The sequence below is a fragment of the Pirellulaceae bacterium genome (genome assembly GCA_019636385.1).
GTDB lineage: Bacteria > Planctomycetota > Planctomycetia > Pirellulales > Pirellulaceae > Aureliella.
In genome coordinates, this window is the sequence record JAHBXT010000003.1 from 777,695 (window position 1) to 801,770 (window position 24,076).

At 55.1% G+C, this 24,076-nt stretch carries 18 protein-coding genes and 1 tRNA gene; 7 read left to right on the forward strand and 12 right to left on the reverse strand.

Going from position 1 to position 24,076, the window contains the following annotated elements:
* Positions 1-75: 75 nt before the first annotated feature.
* The 3 genes from KF752_13705 to KF752_13715 form a co-directional block, all read right to left on the reverse strand.
* Complete coding sequence (locus KF752_13705; protein ID MBX3422604.1) at positions 76-1,137, reverse strand: exo-alpha-sialidase; 1,062 nt, start codon at positions 1,135-1,137, stop codon at positions 76-78.
* Between the two features lie 149 nt (positions 1,138-1,286).
* Complete coding sequence (locus KF752_13710) at positions 1,287-3,173, reverse strand: hypothetical protein (GenBank protein ID MBX3422605.1); 1,887 nt, start codon at positions 3,171-3,173, stop codon at positions 1,287-1,289.
* Positions 3,170-4,801 carry a terpene cyclase/mutase family protein gene (locus tag KF752_13715; protein ID MBX3422606.1) on the reverse strand — a complete coding sequence of 544 codons (1,632 nt, stop codon included), beginning with the start codon at positions 4,799-4,801 and terminating at the stop codon, positions 3,170-3,172. The genes KF752_13710 and KF752_13715 overlap by 4 nt, the downstream gene beginning before the upstream one ends.
* Positions 4,802-5,037: 236 nt before the next feature.
* Here KF752_13715 and KF752_13720 point away from each other — a divergent pair.
* Positions 5,038-5,111: transfer RNA gene (locus KF752_13720), tRNA-Arg, on the forward strand.
* 268 nt (positions 5,112-5,379) lie between these two features.
* Here the strand turns inward: KF752_13720 and KF752_13725 are convergent.
* Positions 5,380-6,816 carry a PcfJ domain-containing protein gene (locus tag KF752_13725; GenBank protein MBX3422607.1) on the reverse strand — a complete coding sequence of 479 codons (1,437 nt, stop codon included), beginning with the start codon at positions 6,814-6,816 and terminating at the stop codon, positions 5,380-5,382.
* Between the two features lie 728 nt (positions 6,817-7,544).
* On the opposite strand from KF752_13725, the gene KF752_13730 reads away from it, so the two are divergent.
* Positions 7,545-8,789, forward strand: a complete 1,245-nt coding sequence (locus KF752_13730) for an ammonium transporter (protein MBX3422608.1) — start codon at positions 7,545-7,547, stop codon at positions 8,787-8,789.
* Between the two features lie 117 nt (positions 8,790-8,906).
* Here KF752_13730 and KF752_13735 read toward each other — a convergent pair whose 3' ends face one another.
* On the reverse strand, positions 8,907-10,220 hold the full coding sequence (locus KF752_13735; protein ID MBX3422609.1) for a hypothetical protein: 1,314 nt from the start codon (positions 10,218-10,220) through the stop codon (positions 8,907-8,909).
* A 659-nt stretch (positions 10,221-10,879) separates the two neighbouring features.
* Here KF752_13735 and KF752_13740 point away from each other — a divergent pair.
* The gene (locus KF752_13740) at positions 10,880-11,653 is read left to right on the forward strand and encodes a WecB/TagA/CpsF family glycosyltransferase (GenBank protein ID MBX3422610.1); all 774 of its coding nucleotides are present in this window, start codon (positions 10,880-10,882) and stop codon (positions 11,651-11,653) included.
* Between the two features lie 97 nt (positions 11,654-11,750).
* Here the strand turns inward: KF752_13740 and KF752_13745 are convergent, their stop codons facing one another.
* Positions 11,751-13,145, reverse strand: a complete 1,395-nt coding sequence (locus KF752_13745) for a sulfatase-like hydrolase/transferase (protein ID MBX3422611.1) — start codon at positions 13,143-13,145, stop codon at positions 11,751-11,753.
* A gap of 19 nt (positions 13,146-13,164) precedes the next feature.
* Complete coding sequence (locus KF752_13750) at positions 13,165-13,956, reverse strand: alpha/beta hydrolase (protein ID MBX3422612.1); 792 nt, start codon at positions 13,954-13,956, stop codon at positions 13,165-13,167.
* Positions 13,957-14,187: 231 nt separating this feature from the next.
* Here KF752_13750 and KF752_13755 point away from each other — a divergent pair, with 231 nt between their 5' ends.
* The 4 genes from KF752_13755 (at position 14,188) to mnmD (ending at position 19,598) form a co-directional block, all read left to right on the forward strand.
* The gene (locus KF752_13755; GenBank protein MBX3422613.1) at positions 14,188-15,222 is read left to right on the forward strand and encodes a hypothetical protein; all 1,035 of its coding nucleotides are present in this window, start codon (positions 14,188-14,190) and stop codon (positions 15,220-15,222) included.
* Between the two features lie 117 nt (positions 15,223-15,339).
* The gene (locus KF752_13760) at positions 15,340-17,628 is read left to right on the forward strand and encodes an MMPL family transporter (GenBank protein ID MBX3422614.1); all 2,289 of its coding nucleotides are present in this window, start codon (positions 15,340-15,342) and stop codon (positions 17,626-17,628) included.
* A 141-nt stretch (positions 17,629-17,769) separates the two neighbouring features.
* The gene (locus KF752_13765) at positions 17,770-18,768 is read left to right on the forward strand and encodes a DMT family transporter (GenBank protein MBX3422615.1); all 999 of its coding nucleotides are present in this window, start codon (positions 17,770-17,772) and stop codon (positions 18,766-18,768) included.
* Entirely contained in the window at positions 18,768-19,598 is an 831-nt protein-coding gene (gene mnmD / locus KF752_13770; GenBank protein ID MBX3422616.1) for a tRNA (5-methylaminomethyl-2-thiouridine)(34)-methyltransferase MnmD, read from the forward strand. The genes KF752_13765 and mnmD overlap by 1 nt, the downstream gene beginning before the upstream one ends.
* On the opposite strand, the gene KF752_13775 is transcribed toward mnmD, so the two are convergent.
* The 5 genes from KF752_13775 to KF752_13795 all read right to left on the reverse strand — a co-directional run bounded on the left by KF752_13775 (position 19,571) and on the right by KF752_13795 (position 24,038).
* Complete coding sequence (locus tag KF752_13775) at positions 19,571-20,221, reverse strand: 1-acyl-sn-glycerol-3-phosphate acyltransferase (protein ID MBX3422617.1); 651 nt, start codon at positions 20,219-20,221, stop codon at positions 19,571-19,573. The genes mnmD and KF752_13775 overlap by 28 nt on opposite strands.
* 35 nt (positions 20,222-20,256) lie before the next feature.
* The gene (gene cmk, locus KF752_13780) at positions 20,257-21,006 is read right to left on the reverse strand and encodes a (d)CMP kinase (GenBank protein MBX3422618.1); all 750 of its coding nucleotides are present in this window, start codon (positions 21,004-21,006) and stop codon (positions 20,257-20,259) included.
* Between the two features lie 47 nt (positions 21,007-21,053).
* Entirely contained in the window at positions 21,054-21,806 is a 753-nt protein-coding gene (locus KF752_13785; protein ID MBX3422619.1) for a DUF533 domain-containing protein, read from the reverse strand.
* 268 nt (positions 21,807-22,074) lie between these two features.
* Positions 22,075-23,061, reverse strand: a complete 987-nt coding sequence (locus KF752_13790; protein MBX3422620.1) for a ketoacyl-ACP synthase III — start codon at positions 23,059-23,061, stop codon at positions 22,075-22,077.
* Between the two features lie 275 nt (positions 23,062-23,336).
* Positions 23,337-24,038 (reverse strand): hypothetical protein, encoded by a 702-nt coding sequence (locus tag KF752_13795; protein MBX3422621.1) that lies wholly within the window; start codon positions 24,036-24,038, stop codon positions 23,337-23,339.
* Positions 24,039-24,076 lie beyond the last annotated feature (38 nt).

Sequence of the window (24,076 nt, forward strand, 5' to 3'; positions counted from 1 at the left end):
TGACCCGCAGATTCGACTCGAACCGTCGTGGTGGCGGTGCGTTTTGAGCAACTCGGTGCATCGCCAAGATTGCGTTTATTCGATCTTCACTTTAGCCAAATAGATTTTGCTGCGGCCTTCATGCGTGGAGTAGTAGCTGACCCACAGCATGTTATCGTGCAAGACTAAGCCTGGATAACTGGTGTCGCCTCCGGAGGGCAGGGCGAGAGCTTCGGTTAGTGTGCCGGACTGCTTGTCGATCCAGCAGAGCGACGTACGGACCCGGCCATCGTATAGTCGCACAGCGGCAACCAAACGACCGTCCGGTAAGAGTATCATATGCGGGCCACCGACTCGGGAACCGACACTTTGCCAGCGCCACTGTCGATAAGGCGGGAGGGCTACGCCTAAGAGTCCTTCATTGGGTGCGTCGTCACGGCGCAGCAAGCAATAGGCAGTGTCGCCGTCGAAGACAGTCGAACTTTCATTGCCGACTCCATCGTCACAGACGCTGGCGTTGGTCATCTGGTAGTTCTTGCCGTCGAGACTCTCATACAGCCGCACTGAACGATCAGGACCACGACAGCTGTAGCCCATTCCCAGAGCAAGTCCGTTGTGCCAGGTCACACGCCACAACCAATAGTTGTGCTGGCCGATTTCGTGCTGGTGACTCCAATTGTGTCCATCTTCGGAAAACCATGCTAACGACTGGTGCGATTTTGTGGTCTTATCATGCATGGCGGCAGCTCCAGATAACATGAGCTTGTTGTCCGGAGTGATCGTAATCTTAGCGTCGCGTAAGTCGGAATCCTCAGAACGTATGACGGCCGCCGATTGCCAGTGAGCTCCATCGCTGGATGTTATTATTCGCAACGCGCCGTCAGGAGACACGTGACCTTGGCCTTCGCGGAAGACGCAGAACCAGCGGTCCTTGTAGCGCACTAGGTCTGTAAACGCGTTATGTGGTGCGGCGTCCCAAATCATTTGCGACTCAAGAAGCCGCATCGACTGCTGTGCGCCAGCTGAGGCAGCCACGACCACGGCTAGCAGCAGCACCAGATAGAATTCTATCCGGTGCAGGTTGACCAAAAGACTGGCTTGTACGTGCAGGAATCTGTGCTGACTGATATAGACTGAGGAATGATGTTGGTGCGTCACGTTTGCTCCCCTGTTGATTTTGCCTAACCACCCTCTGGCGACGGTGGCTACTAACTGCGAACATCATATCATTTTCCGACTGATGCGCTGGAGGTCAGCAGAGGATGTACCAGGGCCACAATGCATACGACAGCTAAACCAGTCTCTGACTAATTGGCGCTGATTTGAGGATTTTTCTGTAAGAATGCGTTCCACTCAGTTTCGTTCACTGCTGTGGAATCTATGTTGCAATAGCGTAGGCTGGGCAGCGTCGCCAAGGTCTCCAGCCCACGGTTTGTAACACGCGTACCGGTGAGCCACAGTGTTTCCAGCCGCGGATGATTGCGGAGGGCAAGCAGTGCTTGGTCGTCGATCGCACACAGACTCACATCGAGTTCCTTCAATTGCGGCAGGCTGGCAATAATCTTTAGCGCGGATTCGTCGATCGCAGTTCCTTCGAGGCTTAGCCGCTCAAGTCGCATCAATTGCGACAACGCGGCTTGCGTCGGCGACCAGTTGCTAAACGACATGTCCAACCATTGAAGCTGAGTGAAACTGCCAATTATTGACCAGTCGACAAGCTGGCTGCGCGACAGTACCAACTGCGAAATGGGTTGGCGGCTGGCAACTAGGTCCGACAGTTGCTCATCGGTAATAGTCATCAATTGCCGATATCGTACCTGGGCTGCTGATTCATCCTGGCCAAGAATTTGTAGCAAATCGGCGGGCTGGGCTGCACTGGCATATACACCCGCTAGATAACGCAGTATCGCGTCACGACTTGCGGGTTGGTCGTCCATTAAGTCCAGATACAAATGTACTAGACCAGCGGCATGGGCGTAGTTCAAACTGATGTCAGGCGCATGTTTCCATTGGGCAAGCGTCGATTGGCAGAACTCGGTCCATGACGGCCAGTGCTGGTCGCGAAGGGCTCGATAGCGCGCTGTTTGCAGTCGCCGCGATTGAATTCCGCCGACGGTCCAATCAAAGGGACGCTTATCGAGCGACTCCATATACAGAGCGATGCCTTCGATAATCCATCCGCCCGCAAGGTTTTCTTGATCGCCGTTCAAAGCTAGTCGTGAAGCCTGTGCGAAAAGCTGGTGAGTCAGTTCGTGTTGCAGTGTCTCGCTGAGTTGTTCGCTCGGATAAAAATAGCAACGCCTGCGATACGGGTTGTAGTAGCCGACCGAAACTTCAATGCGGCTTTCAGCGATACCTAGCACACGCAGGTACTCCGTTCGATCGGACAATAGGACGACTTCCATGCGTGGCGGTTGAGGCCACGGGGGGTTGCTGCCTTCCAGGCGGGCCTTTAGCAGTCCCGGTGGAGCCCAGTACTCATAGAAACACTGACACCAAATGGCGTAGAATTGCTCAAGTTGAGTAGCCATCTGGGATGTCAATTTTGCGTCGGCTCGCGAGAGCAGTTGGAAATGTCGTGTTTGATAACGCTGAAAGGGATTGGCTGAAGACAACTCGGCGGACTGCTTCGTCGTAGGTCGCTGCTGTGGTCTGGCGGTCAATGCGCTGCTGAGCGGGCCAAGTACACGGCGGGCAGGTGCGTGATCAGGGTCTTCTTTTAATACCCGCCACAGCAATCGAAACGCCTGACGCTCGTCGCCGGCGGCGGCCTGCTGCTGAGCCAGCGCAAATAGATATCGTGCGTGGCCCTTTCGAGCTGCTGTGAAATGCTCCTGCCAACGCGCCGTCTGCGGCTGCTGAGCCTGAGATGCAATAGGATCCGACTCTGGGTTGATGGGCAAACAGTAGACTTGCTGGTCGGGCCGATCTGCTGCGAGCCATGTCAGGCAGATCTCTGCCTCGCCTGTCAGCCCTAGCCGCTCGCACTGGACGCGCAGTCGCAAAAGTTCGGCACGCATTTGAGCGGTATCGAGCAACTGTGGTGCTGAGTTGTTATCTGGTGCGGTTCTAGCGGATGGCTCCTGAGCCAGTGGGGCACGTGTGGAAGCCGACTGACCGGAGAGTGCCAAGATGACGGTCAATATACAAATCTGAGGTTGACTACAAAAGCGAAGCACGGCGATCTGCATCATAAAGAGAATGGTTGATCGGCTTGTTTGTACAGCGGCGCGTAGCGGTAGTAGACTTCCAGAATCATCGCGGCCATGGCGGTTGTGTATAGTCGCCCACCTTCCTTGCCAAACGGATCGTCGAAATACCAACTGCCTGCCAGATGTCCTTCAGTTTCTTGCGTGGCAATTAAATAGTCGCGCGACTGCGCATTCCATTGTTCCCACAGCGAGCCACCGGCGTGGAACAGGGCTAAGGTCGCATAGTACCTATAGTAAATATCCGCCCTGCCTGGGCTCTGATGGGCAACTAAGCGCTTAAGTCCCTCGATGGTCGACGGGTCGGTTCTGGAACTGCCCAAGAACATTCTTAACAGTAGTCCGATGGCGGTACAGGCCATCGACCGTTCGCGGGGCTCACGATAAAAATAACTCCACTCGTCCACGGAGCGCTGAGTTTCAATGAATTTGCCGATGCGCCACAACGTTGTCGGCGAAACATCCAGACCGCCAGCAGCAGCGCTCTTTAGAGCCATTGACTGCCAGCCGCTGATTGTCAAGTCGCCTGGCTGCTTTGGGCGATAGCCCCAACCGCCAGAATAGTCCTGAGCGTTGACGATATAGTCGATGGCCTTTTGGCACAGCGGCTCGAGTTCCGTATCGCCGGTCATTTGAAAGGCTTCGCACAATGCAAGCGCGGCGATGCCATGGTTGTACATGCCGCGCTGACACTGGTATTCAAAATTGGCTCCGCGCGGCGTGTGTTCGACAACTTGTTTCAGGTAGTAGATTCCGCGTTGCATTGGTTGCTGATACGGCCCTTGTTGATGAGTGTACCCTGCGCCTAAAAATGCTAACAATGCCAGTCCGGTACCAGCGGGGTCGAGTCGATCGGGGCTACCGGGATTGGGGCAGCGGCCTTGGCATTGTCCGCGATCATGTACAAGTGACCAGCCTCCGCTGGGAAGCTGATGCGCGGCCAACCACTGAAGCGCTGCCTCGACGGCTTGCTCACTGGCCTGCGAGCCGCCCCCGCTGAGAGCAAGTTGCTGACGATGTTTGGTTGATCGACCTTCTACAGACGACTCAATGAAGCTAGCGCTCATGGCGTGGCGGCTAACGGCTTGCCACTGCTCCATTAGCTGATCCATGGGCGGAAAAGACGCTGGCTGTGTACTGCCGTCAAGCAGCGGCGCCAAATCGGCGTCGATCGCTAAAGGCGATTTGGGATGTACGCCGGTTTGTGGCGGCAACTGTAGACTAGTCACGGCCGAGCTGACGTCTCGAACTAGATTGATTTCGGTACTGTCTTGTAGACGATCGTTAGTGGCGATCGACACGCTTATGACTCCCTGTTGAGCCTGTGGACCATCGAGCGTGCCGCCGTACTTGAGCAACGCCAACAACAGCATGATTAGCAGGTGTAGCGACATACTGGCCAGCAGAGCTGCCGACTTGTGGTCATGTGCCAGTTCCAAAAAAACGGCCCAGCGACCTGATGCTTGAATGGAACCCGGCTGACAGTCGCTTTTCGACGCTCCCAATTCTGCTGGCAAATTCGCAAAGTCGCTACGATCGTTACTCACTACCAACGATGCAGGCTGGTTGGAAGTCGCTGTAGGCGGTTGGCTGGGGAGCGCTTGAAAATCCATCGACGGTTCAATCACTTGGCAAAACAAGGCCCAGCGGCATGCTTTTGACTGGGTGGATAAAGGTTGGTTTCCAGGTGCTGTTGGAATTACCCTATTGTAGCTCACCATCCACCGGCGAATCTGTCCTAGGCGTTCAGACCCGCAAAGTTCCACAAAGCCCATACAACTGGGTTCGTCAAAAGCGTTAGCGGAGTCGACAAGTGGCTTGATTTTCGTCAGAATGTGCGGTCTAACTGGCGCCCGTGGCACAATTGGATAGCGCGTCGGCCTCCGAAGCCGAAGGTTGTGGGTTCGAATCCCGCCGGGCGTATTGGGGTTTGACGACTGGACTGCTCACTGATACAGAATTTCGGTACGCAATCGCGATAAATAAATTGGCTCCCAGGCGTCTGCAATCCGCCTGGGAACCGCCCGCAAACCTTCAGGCTTGCTCTAGGTTTCTCTCCCTTAAGTTTGGAGGTTTGTTATGGACCGGCTAAGAAACCCTGGAATCCAAAAGACCGTCGCTGCTGGTTCGTCAACATCGGCAGAACTGGGCATAATCTGGAACCGGACAGCAAGAAGGCGTGGGACTACTTCTACGAACTGATCAGTAGGCCAGTTGCCCAGCGGCTTAGAACTTGGCGACCGTAACTTGTCGCCTCGTTTTGCGAGTTGCGTGGGCCAAAGGATTGCCGCACGCGGCCGTTGGGTCCGACCTCGACCGTGGCACTAGTGCCACCATAATCTACGTGGAACAGGTAACATCGTCCATGCACAGCCGGCTCGGTGTAGCTGCCAATGCAATGCTTCATCCGCTCGCCTTCTTCGAGGATTTCACCTACGCTGGCCAGAAACCGAACGCCGCCTTCTTCAGGTAGGGGGATCGGTGGTAGTCTGGTGCTCGTATCTTCAGAGAGTTGCCCTAGGGCGTTCAATGCAGCCTGTTGCCGCTGACCATCGTCCCTGTGCCAGGCGATCGACTTGCGAGCTAAAGATACCAGGCCACCGCAATGCTGATCTGGATAGTCACACAGGAATTGGACGAACGTAGCAATCGCGTCATTGCGGCGGTGACTCAGTGGCATCGCTAATTCAGCCGCTACCAAGTCCATGGCCTCACGTATTTCAGAACGTCTTGCGTAGTGAAAGGTGCGCAGGTGCGATGCTCCTTCGTCAATCAGTCGCTCCCTTTGGATCATCACCGCTCGCAGCAATGTAGCTAATTCCAGTCGGTCGGTCATCGGACGCACCAGATGCACGATGGGAAGTACCGTATGTGGCCAGATGGAGATGCCACCGGGCAATTGCATGAGCGTGCGGCGCAAACTACCATAAGCCACTTCGGTAGATGAGTAGAGTCGTTGCCAGTCCGCGGCCATCTGCTGCACGGCAAACTCTGGACGGACACTGTAGCGATACTCAATGTCCAGCGGCATGATCGCCAGGCCGCCTGGCTGCGGGAGGGCGGCTTCATGCTGCCGAGCACGTCGCCACTGGCACAACGTGTCGCCGATATTCACGGCGATTGCTGCCGCACGATAGCGTAGAATGTCCGAGACCAAATACGGATGCTGATACAGTTCGGGAACGTGCAACAGCGGAGTGGATAAACAAGGAGCCGCCGCGTAGACCGCCTTCTGCACCCGCCAGACGAGTGGATCAATTTTGGCCACCAGACGCTGCCACTGCCGGTGAATCCGCTTACCCAGCGCGCGTGCGGTCTTTTTTTTGGCCCAAATACGAACGCCGCGAAATGGTATCCCTGGCTTGGGTGGTGACCAATTAGACATGCTGGCGTCCGCAACGGTTTCAACCAAACGCGGGTATTGCACTAGGTTCAATTTCAACTCCGGCTCGACTTCCTGAAGCTCCGGAAACAACATCAGCTGGCGCGGTTCGCGCGGTGCTGCTTCGAGGGAGTCGATTCGAAAGCCGGTAGGGAATAGCGTGACTCTGACGGGTACGCGGTCTGGTGCTTCTACCTTAAAGCCGTCAGGATACTGCGTGAATCGGTATTTACTCTTTACGGTCATCGAGCGATTCCTTTCGACGCTAACGATTCTTATCAGTGGACAGATGGGAAAATGCAACGGACAAGATCGCGTAAGATCACGCCAAGCATAAACAACGTCGTGTGGTCGCCTACTCGATACAATCTATTCTGTATACATGCCGGACGAATTGACAAGAGTCATTAGATCAACTGCCCGCTCGCGCAGGGCGTGATGTTCGCGCGATTAGAACCTCCACAGGCTGGGCACATGCTGCCTCGGCGCGCTTCATCCACTTATTCGACTGGTTGCGAGTTGTTTCAGCCGTGGGGGTTCAGCGACCCCAGTATAGGTTCGGGTACACGATGTCGGGGTAGGGAACTTTGGAGTGCCGCAACCAGTGATTACAAATGCAGTAGGTCGTTTTTTGGGTCTAGAATTCGGTACCAGAATAGATGTACATGGATGTTAAATCGTGTACAATTCAATCGATCTTTGGCAAAGCTGAAGGTGCCTGTTTCGATTTCTTAACAGCTGGCTTCGTAATCACTTACGTAGAATCAATCGAGATCCTGCGACGGGGCTTGTCATGGCCTCCGCAGCCTGAGGTTGTGGGTTCGAATCCCGCCGGGCGTATTCGGCGCCAGCAGTAGGCGATACGCGCAGACAAAAGTTGCCGAAGCCTGTTGATAGTAGGCAGCGTCGCCAGACGATGGTTGCACATGGCGCATTAGAATTCAACGGTGATTCACTTTGGGGGGAGTTAGCAGATGATTGACACTGGCGATACCGCTTGGATTCTAATTTCGACGGCGCTGGTCTTGTTCATGACGATACCGGGGCTGGCATTATTCTACGGCGGGCTAGTGCGTTCGCGCAATGTGCTTTCCATCCTCATGCAATGCTTGGTGCTGACCGCACTTATTTCAGTGATTTGGGTTGCCGTTGGCTATACATTGGCGTTTGACACGTCAGGTATGGAAGAAGGAGTTGTCAATCGCGGGAGTTTCATTGGTGGACTATCTCGATTGGGTCTGGCGGGCATCGCTCCGGCAGATCCGCACGGCACGATACCTGAAGCGTTGTTCGTTGCCTTTCAGATGACGTTCGCGGTCATTACGCCCGCACTCATCATCGGAGCATTTGCTGAACGCATGCGGTTTATTGCCGTGCTGTTATTTTCGGCAATCTGGCTGTTAGTGGTCTATGTGCCGGTGTGCCACATGACGTGGGCGGGACCCGGTGGACTGTTGAGCAATTGGAAGGTCTTAGATTTTGCAGGCGGCATCGTGGTGCACATCACTGCCGGTTTCAGTGCGCTGGTCGCCTGCATTATTATTGGGCCTCGAATCGGTTATCCCAACAGCTTGGAGCCGCCCCACAATATGACCATGACCGTCACCGGTACCGCCATGTTGTGGGTTGGTTGGTTTGGCTTCAATGCTGGGAGTGCTCTCGGAGCCAATCAGCAGGCTGCCATGGCGCTGTTGGTGACGCATATTTCCGCATCGGTGGCCACGTTGGTGTGGATGGCCATCGAATGGATCAAGCTCGGCAAGCCCGGTGTGCTCGGTGCTGCGACCGGCTCCATCGCCGGTTTGGCTGCCATCACTCCAGCGGCGGGATTCGTGGGACCGCTGGGAGCCATGGCCATCGGCGGCATTTCGGCGGTCTTGTGCTATCTGTTTTCCACTACGATCAAGCGGCGATTTCGATACGACGATACGCTGGATGTCTTTGGTGTGCATGGCGTCGGTGGATTTGTGGGCACGGTGTTGGCCGGCCTGTTTTGCGCTTCGTGGTTGGATGGAACTAATCCCAACCCTGAGATCTCTGTCGGCAGCCAAGTCCTTCGTCAACTGGTGGCTGCCTGCGGAGTCGCCGTGTATTCGGTGTTCGCCAGCATTATCATCCTGAAGCTCATTGATGCCCTCGTCGGTATCCGCGTGGGCGCACAGTCCGAATACGAAGGCCTTGATATCCGTGAACACGAAGAACGCGGCTATCGACTATAGCATTCTTTCAACCCGCATTGAATGGTCATCATCCGACGGATTACGCAGCCTCGTGTAGGCCATCGGTCGTTGCGCGATCGGCAAGGCATTGATTGGAAGTCTGGCCGGGCGCACGTACTAGCGCATGAGATTGCAAAGTGACTCATCGAGCCTCGGTAGTAGCTCGCGGCCCGATTGACGGATTGCGTGTTTGAAGTCGATCAAGTGTTGCTGCATCTTTTGGACTATCTCAGCACACCGCTGACTGATGTCGTTTGCGTCCCAGCGATCATCCGGTTTAACGTACAGTTGCACAATCTCTCCACGTATGGTCAGGCTCCACGCCGGTGTTCGCACCCAAGATTGATCGGTAGATTGTAGGACGGCCAGTTGTTGAGTGGGCGACCAGGCAGCAGGAAGTTGATCGTCGGGTGGACTCAGCTGATTGATGCCCCACACCGGATCGCTCCATTGAATACCGCATAGAGTTGCTAACGTAACGCCCACATCTGGCAATTGACAAAGCTCGCTGCGCCGCCAGCCAATAGGCAGTGGAGGTTGAGGTGTGAAGATAGCAACAACGTGGAGTTCCTCGCTAAAGCATTGCATTGGCCGCCAGCCGACCCAGCCGTGTTGGCCCAGCGGCACTCCTGGAAAGCCGATCAAACACCAGGACCATGGTTCCGGTAATTCGTCGATCCATTGCATGAACAGACCGATGGCTTGATCGACGACGGCGACTTGCGCTGCAGCCACCTGCCCCCAACCCGTTATCAGGTCGGGATCGGTGTCTTCTTCGACTTCAAAGTCAGGCGGTCCGATCTCGGTCGGTGGATCGGGATCGTCGGCATCCTTGGCCGCTTGTCTTAGTTCCAGCGGTGCGTCCCACGGCAGTCGAAAGGCGCATGAATGTATCCAGCAAAGGACAGTGCCCTCTCCCAGTTGCTCACTCAATTTGCCCAGCGTGGCTGCCGCCTCGGAGAATAAGGACATAATCCAGCAGTCACTGACGTCGCTGGCAGGTTGTTCAATCGCCGGCGGCTCGCACAGGACAATCTGCGCGCAACCCATGCGGCGCGCCAACTGGGCGGTCTGGTGACAGTCGGTGATGATGCAGCCGTGAATACCAGCCTGCGGCAATAGCTGCCAGAGAGTTGTTGCATCCTCTCGAGCGTCCTCCAACGCATGACGAGCGCTCCATAAGCTGATCAGCATGTCGCGCATCGTCAACGAATCAACGAAGCACTGGTCTAACACAATACCGTGTGCGGCCAGCGTATCGATCGCTGGCGTCGCAGCGATACTTGAACCGTATGCTCCGACCAGTGAGCTGGCTAGACCTTCGATGGAAATGACAAGTAGATTTTCAGACAATTCTGGCTGTGCCTCATTCATGAAGTGAAATCGGGGGAAAACGATCGTTGCCCGCATGTAGGGTGTTCGCAACCTCATCTACCGTTGTGCAAACTTCACATCTGCAATCGATACTTCCGCTACTGATACAGCGTCGTGCGGGTGACACGCCCCATGTGATGCACACGGAGTAAAACATAAATTCGTTACTTTCGGCAATTCAGACATCTCAAGTAGCCTGGAGCAGCCCCGCTTCTGATGGCTGGGATTATAGCCGTGGCCTACGCTTTCGTGGACGTCTTTTGAGTTGCAATCAAATCAGATCGATCATGAACAAAGTTTCTACAGCTAACTTCCAAGGCGATTCCGCTTCGAATCCGGTCGTTTTTCCCCTGCCAGTTCACGTGCAGGCGGATGCTGCACAGGACAATTTGCCTCAAGAGTCGGAATGCGAATGGGAGATAACTTCGTTCGTATCCGGAGCGTCCGCTCAGGTTCAACGCCCAACGACAGCCGACAAGGCAGCTCCATCAGAGCAGGCATCGGTTCCGTCTGGTGCACCGGCTGGTGCGCGTGGCGGTCAAACTCTTGTGACCTGGCTACAGCCACGTGCCGTGTCTCGACCGGCGCCAGCAGGCGCGGATCAATCGGCTTCCATACAAGACCAAGACGCCAATGCGAGCCAGTCGCCAGAGCAACCCGTTGCGGAGCGTCTGCCCACGACTCGCGTTTGGGGTGTAGAATTTGCCCAGGTGTCCATGCAGCAAGCCGTCGACATGGCAGATCGCGTGGTGCAAGCTCGACGTCCCGAGTACTTTATCACTGCCAATTTGAACTATTTGATGCTGTCCGACCAGCATCCGCGTTTGCACGAAGTCAACCGCCAGTGCTGTTGTATGCTGGCCGATGGACAGCCGATCGTTCTGCGCAGTCGTTTGGGAAATCAGCCGCTGCCGGCGCGCGTCGCCGGTTCGGATTTGATTGTCGAGCTGGCTAAGTTGTCAGCAGAGAAGGGTTATCGAATCTTTTTCTTGGGTGGAGCGCCAGGCATCGCCAGCGCAGCGAGTGCACACCTCAAAGCTCGCTTTCCAGAAATGCAAATCGCTGGCGTCTATTCTCCGCCGTTTCGTCCGTTGTCAGCCTATGAACAAACGGAGATGATTCGAGCGATTCGCGACGCGGAGACCGATATTCTGCTGGTGGCTTTTGGGCAACCTAAAGGCGAATTGTGGATTTACGATAACTTGCAGGATATTGGGGTGCCACTGGCGATTCAAATGGGGGCATCATTCGACTTTCTGGCCGGAACAGCGCGGCGCGCCCCGCGTATTTGGCAGAATTTGGGATGCGAATGGCTATACCGAGCATTGAGCGACCCACGGCGACTGCTACCGCGATATGGCAAGAATCTGATGTTCCTACTGTACTTGTTGCTGCAAGATATCAAAAATGTCGGTCAACGGAAAATCGGTAGTCCGGTCAAAGACAGTTGGCGCGAGCAGGAGAGGGAAGTCCTGCGCCCACAGCGTTGAACTGTCACCAGCGGCAGTTCGAAAGTGGAAGCTCTGGACGTAATCGCGTATTTCCAAAGCTTGGATCGCGGTTGCCACTACTGCCAGGCTAAGGCAGTCACGGGTATGGCTTGCGCGCTTTCAATGGCCACCAGCGGGCGATGTCTTGAGACAATTGTTTCAAGAGTTCTGGCTGCTCAGCGGCTAAGTTTCGCTGCTCGTGGGGGTCGGCCTGAAGATCGAATAGCTGAGGTTGTGGTTGCAGTGGTTGATGTGCAGCGGAGTGTCGATCGAGTTCTACGTCGTAGGTGATTATCAGCTTCCACGGACCACGAATCGTCCAGCGATAGATAAGTGATGCTTCAGGAGACTCTAAATCCGCCACGTCATGCGTAAACCCCTCGCCGAATAGTTGTTGGCGTTCCAGCGGTTGAGCATCACGTACTAAATTCAGAAGGCTCTCACCGGGCAAATCTGTAGCAGGCGAAATGCCAACGGCGCTCAGAATGGTGGGAGCGATGTCGATGGAGCTAACCAGATCATCATATTGCCTGGGGGGGATCGTGCCTTCCCAGCACACAATCAAGGGCTGCCTGACACCACCCTCATATGCGGTTTGCTTCGAGCGAGCAGCAAAGCCTGGACTGTCTGGATTTTGCTTCCAGCCGTTGTCGCAGACGTAGACTAGCAGAGTATTCTGCATTGCCTGATGTTGTTCAAGATGTTCGATCAATTGCCCGACAGTCTCATCAAACCACTCGCACATCGCATAGTATCGGGCCACGTGAGGCGAATCGACGGTGGCCGCGTACTTGTCAAATAATCGGTGTGGTGGATTGTGGGGCGTGTGTGGCAGCAGCGGTGCGTACCATACGAAAAACGGCTGTTGGCTAGCAAGAGACTGGTCGATGAAATCGAATACAGGCTGTAATCCTTGGCGGCCAATCGACAACCCATCATCGCCGTGACGTCCACCGGGGTGCGGAAAGCCGCGAGTCATCCCGTGAGTAAACCCACCGTTGGCGAACGAGCCTTCCCACCATTTTCCCGACTGAAAGCTAACGTAGCCGCGTTGTCTTAACCAGCCTGGCAACGTCGAATTCTCATCCATCCGGTCAATCATCCGCTGGCGCAAATTCGCGTACTCTCTCGATTTCTCGTCAGCTAATTTCGGCGAGGGGTCATTGCCGGTCAGTAGGTGCTGATGCGCATACAGGCCGGTTATCATCGTGGCCAATGAAGGTCGGCAAAGCGCGGTAGGCACATAGCCACGCTTGAACAGCGCCCCCCGAGCAGCCAAGCGATCCAAGTTTGGCGTTTGAATCTGCGGATGCCCCATAAAGCCGTAGTCCGACCAAGCTTGATCATCACCAATGATCATCACGATGTTAGGCGGGTTGGTTGGGCTGGCTGGAACATCACTTGCCGCAGCAACGCCCCCGCCAGAGGCGACCCACAAAACGGCCAGGCTCGCCGCTGCGAATCTTGAAATGAAATATCTGAGTCTAGACATCGCATTGACTGTATGGTTGTTACTGACTTTCTACAGACTTCAAAAAATTGACTATCAATCGCAGAACTTCGTCGCGCAAATCGCGATGTGGAATATGCCCACAGTGTTCCAGGATTGCAAGTTGCGAAGGCCCCGCAACCTGACGGACGATCCGCCGAGGTAATTCTATCGACCCATACTCATCCGCATCGCCGTGAATTGCCAACACTGGACAGGTTACCTGCTGCAAATAGGAATCAAGATTCCACGACCAAAAATCGGAGGACAACCAAGTGCCGGTCCAAGCATCCAGTACCCACCGCGCTTTGTCGCCATGCCACTTCGTCAGCCGAGCGAACTGCTCTGGCAGGTCAAATTCTGCCTGCACAGCCTGAATGCCATCTAGCGTTCGTTGTTCGACGAACGACTGAGCCGCCTCAGTGATAACCGCTGTGCATAAATCTGGGTGAAGGGCCGCAGCCACGATGGCCATGGCACCGCCAACGCTGTGACCCAGCAGTATACACTGAGCGATGCCCAATGCATTGCAGATGGCCGGAATGAATATTTCCCCTTCAGTTACGATAAAGTCTGGGGGTTGCGATGCGTTTCGAGCTGATGATTTGCCGAAGCCCAAGCGATCATAGGCCACTACGGTTCGCGATGCAGATCGGGCTAATTCTTCCGGAAAACGACGCCACTGTTCGACCGATCCCAGCGAGTCATGCAGCAAGAGTATGGGAACTTTGGCCGAGCCTTCCAGATCCCAACGACGAACGAACAGTCGCCCGCCGTCCATTTCGATATAGGACTCGTGTGCCAGAATTTTCATAGTAATCCAGGTATTGCCAATCGGCCGTTGAATTCCGGAGGAGCATTGTTGCAGGTTGCCTGCCGACTGGCAATCACTTTAATGTTCGACTGTGGTCGATCGAATTGCTTGAATTACCAACCAACAGTAGAATGCCGCCACTGCATGGCGCTGTTGATAGCGAGCGAATATTCCAACGATCTGCGAGCCACCGATTGTTGCGTAAAACCCCAAATTGGATAAATGATGAATATGTTGACTTCAATCTTGATGATAGCCGTGCTCATGCAACCCGCAGCCGAGGCGGAGCAGCCCGGAGCGTATGTTGTAGCATCGACCACGATTGATTACACCGATTCCGAGCGCGATAATCGGCGACTTAAAACGGAGATCTGGTATCCGGTGTCACCGGCTAGTTCAGAGGCTGTCAGTGCCGATCAGGCCAAGCCGCGACTGCGCAATGTTCCGTGCGCGGACGGTGAGTTTCCGGTAATTATGTTTTCGCATGGCTCGCAAGCAACTCGCCTGCAGTCAACCGAGCTGTGCGAGCATTGGGCTAGTCATGGCTACATCGTGGTGGCACCGGATCATCAATTCAACACGTTCATTGATCACGACAACAATCGCATGTTGCAAACGGCTCTCGACCGCCCGCGTGACATTTCGTTTGTCTTGGATCAAGTGGAGCGCCGCCATGAGACGGCTGGCGATCTACTGTACCGCAAGCTGAGGCTCGATCGCATCGCCGCCATCGGCCATTCGTTTGGTGGCTATACCTCTTTGGTGCTGGGTGGTGCCGAGGTCGATTTTCAGACCGCCTCCCGTCGATTTGGAGCGGAGTTACCAGAGAAACTGCCCGGACTGTCAGACTCTCGCATTCAAGTGGTTGTTTCCTACGCACCGATTGGGCCACCGGTGTTCAACGCTACAGGTTTAGCAGAGTTGAAAAAACCAACCCTGGTCTTTGGCGGAACGTTGGACACGATATTACCCTACCAGACATCGCAAGTCCCTATTTACGAACATGCCGGAGGGACTTGCTATTTGGCAGGGCTGGTAGGCGGATCACATTTCTCATTTAATAATGCAGGGGTGCTGAAATTGATCCAGATGGTGCAAGGCGAGGATGCTCGCGAGGAGATTGACCGAGCAGAAGCCGACCGGTTGGTGCGCGGGATCACCTTGGCTTTCTTGGATCGTCACCTAATCGGCACGGATCGCTGGGGCCAATGGCTAGCTGATCATCCACCACACATCGAATTTAGCCAACGCCTTTTGGCAAAGTAGTTATTCGCTTCCATCGCGGCTGTATGGCTGTAGTTCTACTTACCAAGTCGTGAACTTCAGGGCACAGGCCCCCGTTTCAATCGTCGTCCTTTCAAATCGTGTTGCTGGATTTCCTTGATGGTTGTTGGACGATGGGACGAGCTATTCCAACGCTTGCGATGGCCGCTGTGTGTGCTGCTGGTCTTGCTGACCATGGCCGCCATCATTGGGGTACTGCGACTTGAATTTGATGATGTTCCTCGCAGTGTGTTTCGCACGGATGACATCGAGTTTGATCGGCTGGAAGAGGTCTTCCGCAACTTTGGATCGGATGACAATGACTGCATTCTGGTGGTGCAGCCCGCTTCTGCGCGGAATCACAGCGGTGCCAGCAGTGACGATCTATTCAGTCCGGCCGCAGTAACCGCTCTGCGATCGTTGGTCGGGGAGCTGAAGCAGCTCGATGGCATCGACTCCGTACGCAGTCTCACGGACGTTGTGACGTTTACTCCGCAGGGCGGAGTAGGCTCACTGCTTCCGCCCGAGGGAACTCAGGACACGGAAATCTACCGAGCCGCAGTCCGTCAGGCTACCGAGCATCCTTTGGTGCGAGGGCAACTGTTATCGCCGGACGCAACTACATCGCTGATCATTGTACGTCTGGCTGATGCTTCGCTAGGAATCAGTCAGATTCAGCCACTGCTACAAGATATTCGTAACAGCGTGGAGCGGTCGCAGGTAGGTGATGTGTTGTGGGTGCGAGCCACCGGTGTGCCAGTGATTCGCACCGAGATTTACGACGTTGTTCGTCGAGAGAGTGTACGATTCATTTTTATCGGCGTTGTCCTGGCATTACTGATGTCGCTCGTGCTGTTTCGCCGTCTAGGTGCTGTGATTGTTGTCTCCAGTGCGCCGATGTTGGGGTCGTTGTGGACGCTAGGTGCCATGGGCTTGGTGGGCGAAAAGCTGAACATCATCAACACCATTGTGCCCACGCTGGTCATGATAGTTGGCTTCACCGACGCAGTGCATTTGATGCATCATTTGCGCCGCTGTGTGTCCGACGGTATGCCGCCCATGAAAGCGGCTAGCTTGACAATTCGACATTTGTGGTTGGCGTGCCTGATGACTTCGCTGACCACCGCCGTAGGATTCGGCTCGCTGGCGGTCGCCCGCGTGGATATCATCCGCCGCTTGGGATTGACCTGCTCGGCCGGTGCAATTCTAGCCTTTATCGCGGTTGTCTTGGCCGTACCGCTGTTGTCGAGCACCTGGCTGGGCAACTACTTGGTGCCGCGCAAGCCCAGCAATCCCGATAACTGGCGCGTGCGATTGCTGGACAAAACTGTAGATGTAGTCTTGCGTTATTATCGCCTCGTGACCATTGGCGGAGTAATCACCACCGGACTACTGTTGTGGATGACCTTGCAACTGCGTCCTGACAATCGATTGACCGAGTCGATCCCGGCAACGCAGGAATCTGCTCAGGCATTGGCTCACTGCGATCGAGCTTTGGGCGGGATCTTAATGGCCTACGCGGTGGTTGAGTGGAATGAGGACTATGGGTTGAAGTCCCCAGAATTATTAGCCGCCATCGGTGAGGTCCAGCGTGCGCTGGATGATGATCCCAGCATCAGCTATCCCTTGTCCATTCTAAACCTTCTGCAAGCACTGCCCGGAAGTCAGACTGAATTGGCCGGCCGCGTCTCACTATTACCATGGGTGCCCAAGGATTTGTTGCAGCGCTTGGTGCGAGAGGACTTGCGGCAAGCGATCGTCAGCGCGCATTTGCCAGACACTGGAACGAATTCGCATCTGCCGGCTCTTGCGCGACTGTCGCATAGATTCGCAGAAATTCAACAGCGTTATCCCGGCATTGAAGTCTATCTGACCGGAAGCGTTGCCGTCGCAGGACGCAACATCAACCAGATGATCTCCGATTTGGCCAACAGCTTGTTGATGGCTTCGGTAGTCATTTTCGGTTGCCTGTCGCTCGGCTTTCGGTCGTGGCTGTTCGGTTTGCTGAGTATTTTGCCAAATGTATTTCCCTTGCTATTTACAGCCAGTGTGTTGGTGCTGTTCGGTCAGCCGTTGCAGTTAACAGGTGTCATTGTATTTAGCATCTGTTTGGGAGTTGCCGTTGACGATACCATCCATTTGCTTTCACGCTTCCGCTACGAGGTGGCGACTGATCGCGACGTACCGGGTGCGGTGCGGCGCTCTGTGCATGCTGTCGGTACGGCGCTGGTCACGACAACCCTAGTTTTGCTGGCCGGCTTCGGTAGTGTGTTGACCAGCGAGATGCCGCCCAGCCGACTCTTTGCCTGGATGTCCTGCACGGCAATTTTCGCAGCATTGCTCGGCGACCTGTTGATGCTGCCTGCGCTTTTGGCTTGGTTTGCCGACAGCAAGTCCAGAAGATCTTGAGGTTTGCCGCGACTAGTTCCAAGCTACGCGGTTAACTGACCAACAGATGCGTTGCTGAAATTAATAGCCTAGTTGAAGGCCTGCCGGGCCAGCCCCTAGAATTAAGTACTCCAAGTCGGTCTGCATGTTGAGCCCCTGCCGATGGTAGTTCAAATACTGGGCATGAATGGTGTCATCAAAATAGTTGCTATCGCTGCCCGCCACAATCTACAGAGTCCACCAGCTACCATGAATCAGCTCAAGTCAACTGCAACTCTTGGGATCGCGTGTGCCGTTGCCGGGTACTTTTTATTTTCTGCAGGCGATGCCATGTCCAAGTACATGCGCCAATTTGAGTACACGTCGGCACAGATTTCATTCCAGTATTCGACCACCGCAGTCATTCTGCTGTGTGCCTGTTCGGGGTGGTTAGGGGGCCTCAAGCAAACACTGAAAACAGAACGCAAGTCGCTTCACTTGCTGCGCGGGTTGGTGTCCGCGCCAACACAGGCGTTCAATTTCTATGCATTTTCCAAGATGCCCATGGCCAACGTGTATGCAGTGATCTTTTTGACACCGTTCCTGACGGCGACGTTGGCGGCCATGTTTTTGAAGGAAAAGGTAACTGCAACGCGCTGGCTGTTGATCGCGACGGGATTCGTGGGCGTGCTGATTGCAATGCGACCAGATGTTTATGGATTCAGTTTGCCAGTAGTTGCCGTCATGGTGACGGCCGTGTTTACTTCGGTGCGTAACACCACTGTACGATTGTTGGGACCTCAGGAGACTGCTCTGTCGCTGGCGCTGTATCCTGCTGTGGCAATTGCGCTGGCGACTAGTGGGCCTGCGCTGAGCGCCGGCAAGCTGCCGACGTTGGTCCATCTGGGAATGCTGTCCGGTGGAGGACTCATGTACGCCTGCGGATTGTTACTGACCTGCCTAGCATTTCGATTCGCACCAGCGGCTTTGGCCAGTCCGTTCCATTACACTCAAATATTCTGGGCGGTGCTGGCGGGGTTATTGCTATTTGGTGACATGCCCGACCGTTGGACCATTTTGGGATCAATGATTATCATTCTGTGCGGTGTTGGACTGACAGTTTCGCAATCGACACAGTCACCAGCAGAGTTGGCTTTATCCGGAAGCGGTTCGAAGAAGTAATGCCGCCGATTCGCCCGACAATTCCGACTGGCCTAGATGGATTGTCTTGGATAATCACAGATGATGGTTCCAAGACCCTATGGAATGAGCTGCTGGGTGAAACCTATCATAGTGGCTGCGGTGCGGTGGCTGAAGCCTTGGTCGTGTACCTGGATCACAGCGGTGTCCTGGAGCAACTGTGCAGAAGCCAACCGATGCGCATCCTGGAAATTGGTTTTGGAACGGGAACAAATTTTCTGATAACCGCCGCGTTAGCCATGAGGTTTGGTGCGCCTCTGGCGTATTGGTCCGTTGAGCATCGAGTTTTGCCCGGACAACTTATAGCCCAACTGGAACTCGATCGGCACTTGCCTGCGGTGATACTGGATAACCAACGGCGTCAACGAATGAGCGATCAAGTATGCGTGAGCGACTTTGCTGCGATACCATCCTTGACACAGCGCTTGGCCAGCTACTTGGATTCGGTAGCGCCTGCGAAGCCTAGTAACAGTTGCCAACTGAGTGAATCTGTAGAGCTCAGCCTAATCGTGGGCGATGCCGGACAGGTTGTCAACGGCAAGCTCGCAGGCGAACTTGCGGGGCTGGATGCAATCTACTTTGATGCTTTTAGTCCAGACGCTTGCCCTGAGCTTTGGTCTGCGGAACTGCTGCGGTCGATGTATGAACTGCTGCGGCCTGGCGGGACATTGACTAGTTATTGTGTTAAAAGCAGCGTGCGCCAACGCCTGCAGCATGTTGGCTTTGACGTTCAGCGTAGGCTTGGACCGGCGAGCGGCAAACGAGAAGTGCTGTTGGCTATCCGTCAGCCGCGTAATGACCAACCGGCCTGACTGTAGTAGTCGGAGAGCCGCCGCGTGATCAGTTGCACAGCTTCGGTTTCAGACAGCTGGCCGTATTCTGCATACGGGATGGCTGGTCCAATGGCCATGTGTATCGGGTGTCGTTTGGGCCACAAGCTACCGCGCGGCAACGCCTCGAATGCCCCTGCGATGGCCACGGGTATTAGCGGCACGCGCGTGCGCTTAGCGACCACCAAGAAGCCAGATTTGATAGGCTGCAAGCTGCCATCTGGCGATCGCGTGCCTTCTGGAAAAATGAGCACTTTCTGACCGTATTTTAGTTGCTGCAGAGTTGCCTTCAGTCCCGCTATCCCGCTGCGGTCGCGATCTAGTTCTATGGCATTCAGCAGTCGGATGATCCAGGCCAATAGCGGGTTGACGAACAGCGTACTGCGAGCCAATCCGCTGATTGGATCAGGAAACACCAGTCCCACTAAGACCGGATCGAAATTGCTCTGGTGCGTACTGAGGATCAGGGCTGGTCCCTTTACAATATGTTGTCGACCATGACATCGAAAGTCAAATAGCCACACAAATAGTAGCCGTGACAGGAATCGTATGGCGCGATATGCGCATTTGCCAAACCATTCTGTCGAGCGGTCAATCTGGGACATACGCAATCCAAGCAATCAAGCTACATCTAGTAAATTCAATGGTTGGCATTCGGGTTGGTGTGCTCGGGCTGTTCGCCAAATCTATCAGACGGGGCCCCTGACCTAATGTCCGGCATTGGTTGGTTTCCGTTAGCGGCAGCCAAACGCGAGACGACAAGTTGCTGCAACTGCTCGACGACTTCTTCCAACGACATTCCGTCAGTGGAAAACTCGATCGAGTCCGGCGACTTGCGTAAACCGCCTACAATCCGCGAACCATCTTGCCGATCGCGGATGTCTTGTTGTTGGACTACCGTTGCCAATTCCAGTTCGATGCCGCGCTCGGCCAATTCTGCCTGTCTGCGCCGCGCGCGTTCGATGTTGCTGGCCACTAAGAATATCTTGCACGGCGACTCGCTAAACACTTCGCTGCCTTGATCGCGGCCGTCGGTCACGGCGCGACGCCCCCGAGCCCACTGGCGCTGGCGCTGTGACAGCAACCGCCGTACGGCCACGTTGTCAGCGATCAGCCCGACAGCCAGACTGACTTCCGGGGCACGAATGGCTTCGGTCACGTCTTGGCCGTCTAGCAGCACGGTGCTGCCGTGCAGCTCAATTTGCAGTCCTTCGGCTAGTCGTGACACTGATTCTTGATCCGTAAGGTCCATACCGCGCGCTAGCGCCGCATAGGTAACACAGCGATACATGGCACCGGTATCAAGATATTCAAAGCCTAACGCATCGGCCAGTCGCCGCGCAACGGTACTCTTTCCGGCGCCGGCAGGACCGTCGATAGTGATGACCACAGAATCCGTTGACGGAAGATGATGCACGTTCAAAGGTCCAGCAGCGGTCAAAAGAGCTTAGGAGCGCCGTAACGGGCGTGAATCTGATTGCAGGTCTGCGGTGCCAGCCGCAAGCCATGTGATAAATCGCGTAGGTATTGAGCTTCCTGTTGGTTGTCCAATTCAATTGCCGCCAACGACAGTGTGTAGACTTGCACTTCCATGCCCAATGGAACGCTCCAGGCAAACTCGCGGACGTCGAGTGGACGGGCAAATTCCTGCTTGAGAAACTGAAGCGCTTCGCTATCCAACTGAAGGCGAGTGAGAATAGCCTGTTGCTCCTGAGCGTCTACTTGGCCGTCTGCCTTGGCAGCGTTAATCAGCGCGCGAACCAGGATTAGCGCTTCATCATCAGTGGTCAGCGTGGGTTGCGCAGCGGGTGGAAGACCGCTTGGGGCGTGTGATGCCGACGTAGGTTGTGGCAGGTGTCGTGGCCGAGGGTCCGCAGGTCTTGTGTGCGATGGTGCAGGCGTGTTACGCTGATTGCCGCTGGCGGATCGACCTCCGGTAGCTACGCCAAGGAGCTCTTCGAGCCGGCGCGATTCGGATTGAATGTCCACTGACCCAGCGGCAGCAGACTGGCGATGTTCCGGCTGCGCCGCCGGTTGCGATTGTGTGGCAACACCGCCCATCCCAGCCTTGATAAGCTGTTCGAGAATACCACCGCCCAATCCACCAGCGGCACTCCCCTGACCGCCAGGCAGCTGGGTAACTCTGGCACCGCTGCCAAGTAGGCTGCCAAGTATGTCCATTGCATTCATGTATGATCTGTTTTCTAGAGACCCGCAGTACCTTAATAACCGTGATCGCCAGACGACGGGCAAACTGAGCTACTTACCGTTAGCTGTCGGTAAACGCTAATAAATTGTTGTTGGTAGCTCGCCTAACAAATGCCGTGGCCATTCAGTACACCGGACAACAGTAAGTTGGAAGACGCCGGGCGCCCAACGAAGCCTATTATTGTAGCTCGTGGAGAGAAGTTGGCGAAGTACGGCATAGAAAAGTTCGGGGGCCTAATCGCCGCCAGGCCTAGAGCTGCACGATAGCTGTACCCCAGGTGAGCCCGGCACCGAAGCCGCAGAGCATGGCTCTCGAATTCGGCTTCAGTGCCCCGCTGCGCCGAGCTTCATCCAAGACTATGGGGATGCTGGCTGAACTGGTATTGCCGTAGCGATTTAAGTTCACAAATACTTTGCCAGCACCGATGTCGAATGTGCTGATCGCTGCGTCTAGAATGCGAATGTTCGCTTGATGCAGGATGAACAAGTCGATATCGTCGACTGACAATCGGGCGTGTTCGAGACAGTCATTCATGCTGTCGGTAACGCTGCGGACGGCCCATTTGAATACGCTCTGGCCTTCCATGTGCAGATACTGATCTCCCGCCATCAGACTCTGTGGCGTCAATGCTTGACGGCTTCCACCGGCAGGTATGTACAGCGTTTGCCAACTTGAGCCTTCAGCGCCCAAGGTGTAACTTTCCAGTCCTTTGGTGGTGTCGGCGGTCGGGCGAAGTAGCACAGCCCCAGCACCATCCCCGAAAACTGGAAAGGTCTTGACATCCGATGGGTTGGTTATGCGACTCATCACCTCACTGCCGATTACCAGAGCGCACTGCGACGACCCTGAACGAACAAACTGTCCGGCTGTGACTAACGCGTACATGAATCCGGCACAGGCGGCACTGACGTCCATGGCGGGAGCTACACAGCCCAATTGTCGCTGTACGTGGCAGGCGGTTGAGGGCGACAGGTGATCAGGAGTCATTGTGGCGACAATCAGCAGATCAACTTCGCTGACATCGGTCTCGCCATTGTCCAAGCACCGTTGGGCGGCCAACACCGCTAGATCACTGGTTGCCTGATCGGGAGCGGCGCGACGCCGCTGACAAATGCCGGTTCGCCGCTGAATCCACTCGCTATCGCATCCTAGGTCGGACAAGTCTTCATTGGGTACGATGCGCTCAGGAAGATAGCTGCCGACGGCCGCCAATTGCACGCCCATCATGCGACTCATTCGACTACGGCCCGAGCGTCCCAATTGCGCTTGAAGAGGTCGTCGCTCCGGCGTCGTAAAGACTACCGGGACATAGCCGGCTGCACTCTGCGTCGAAGGTTCCAAAAACGTCATGCTTCCGGCTCGATGTCGGTTCCAAGCGGGTTGCGGCGTCGATGGCTAGCTAGCTGAGCTGCGCCTCGATTCTCGCCTCGAACGCGATCGTAGCAAAATGATCGGCTGGCCGCGCGGTCAGTTTGCATCAATTCTGTCAAATTCAGCACCTTTAGCAGCTTCTATAAATTGACGGAAGTTGCGTCCAACGCGTATTCCCAGGTGGCGTCGACTGGATGAAATAGGACGGCTGCCCGTCGAGCGACGTGTTGCAGATAGGTACTGCGAAAGTTAGCTTCGGTCGTATCCGTGATTGGCACACCGCCGTGTTGCGGAAAGGAGTGATTGCCCAGCTGTTTGTTGAATACCAGTTTGCCGTCCGCCTGTAGATCGTAAACCGACACCTCGACATTGCACTGCCCGCGAAACAGCGTGGCACCATCACGAAGCTTGAGGTCATTTACCTTGACAAAAATCAGCTGCTCAGCTTTAACTCCTCGTCCCACAGCCAACGGATCATTGCCCGACCAACTTTCAATTTCAATCCACCGCTCAACCTCAGCTTGCGGGATGACCTTGGCTTTGGGCAAGTTGTCTTGAAGTTGAGAGCAGATAAAACTTGCAATCAACGTATTGGCGGCATCACTGGCAACGGCACCGTTAGTTGTACATACTACGGCCACTCGCTTTTCGGTCAGACCCTTGTATTCGGCGGGGATGTCATTGCCGCGTATGGCATACAGCATGTTGGCTGCTGCGCTCACACAGCCTGCACTTGGAATTAGCAACAGCGTTAACAGTCCTAGTGTTATGGCACTCCACCAGTAGCCTGAAATAGGACATTTCGAGCGACGTTGATGAATGTACAGGGATCGAATGCACATCCGTTCAGCCCTTTATTGATGGTGTCTGATTACAACCT

Excerpts from the sequence above, each read along its gene's own strand:
- mnmD (MBX3422616.1), top strand. The coding sequence starts at position 18,768 with ATGCCGCCGATTCGCCCGACAATTCCGACTGGCCTAGATGGATTGTCT.
- KF752_13760 (MBX3422614.1), top strand. The coding sequence starts at position 15,340 with ATGGTTGTTGGACGATGGGACGAGCTATTCCAACGCTTGCGATGGCCG.
- KF752_13730 (MBX3422608.1), top strand. The coding sequence starts at position 7,545 with ATGATTGACACTGGCGATACCGCTTGGATTCTAATTTCGACGGCGCTG.
- KF752_13725 (MBX3422607.1), bottom strand. The coding sequence starts at position 6,816 with ATGACCGTAAAGAGTAAATACCGATTCACGCAGTATCCTGACGGCTTT.
- KF752_13710 (MBX3422605.1), bottom strand. The coding sequence starts at position 3,173 with ATGATGCAGATCGCCGTGCTTCGCTTTTGTAGTCAACCTCAGATTTGT.
- KF752_13755 (MBX3422613.1), top strand. The coding sequence starts at position 14,188 with ATGTTGACTTCAATCTTGATGATAGCCGTGCTCATGCAACCCGCAGCC.
- KF752_13795 (MBX3422621.1), bottom strand. The coding sequence starts at position 24,038 with ATGTGCATTCGATCCCTGTACATTCATCAACGTCGCTCGAAATGTCCT.
- KF752_13740 (MBX3422610.1), top strand. The coding sequence starts at position 10,880 with ATGCAGCAAGCCGTCGACATGGCAGATCGCGTGGTGCAAGCTCGACGT.
- KF752_13785 (MBX3422619.1), bottom strand. The coding sequence starts at position 21,806 with ATGAATGCAATGGACATACTTGGCAGCCTACTTGGCAGCGGTGCCAGA.
- KF752_13745 (MBX3422611.1), bottom strand. The coding sequence starts at position 13,145 with ATGTCTAGACTCAGATATTTCATTTCAAGATTCGCAGCGGCGAGCCTG.
- KF752_13715 (MBX3422606.1), bottom strand. The coding sequence starts at position 4,801 with ATGGATTTTCAAGCGCTCCCCAGCCAACCGCCTACAGCGACTTCCAAC.
- KF752_13790 (MBX3422620.1), bottom strand. The coding sequence starts at position 23,061 with ATGAGTCGCATGATGGGCGTGCAATTGGCGGCCGTCGGCAGCTATCTT.
- KF752_13765 (MBX3422615.1), top strand. The coding sequence starts at position 17,770 with ATGGTAGTTCAAATACTGGGCATGAATGGTGTCATCAAAATAGTTGCT.
- KF752_13750 (MBX3422612.1), bottom strand. The coding sequence starts at position 13,956 with ATGAAAATTCTGGCACACGAGTCCTATATCGAAATGGACGGCGGGCGA.
- KF752_13735 (MBX3422609.1), bottom strand. The coding sequence starts at position 10,220 with ATGAGGTTGCGAACACCCTACATGCGGGCAACGATCGTTTTCCCCCGA.
- KF752_13775 (MBX3422617.1), bottom strand. The coding sequence starts at position 20,221 with ATGTCCCAGATTGACCGCTCGACAGAATGGTTTGGCAAATGCGCATAT.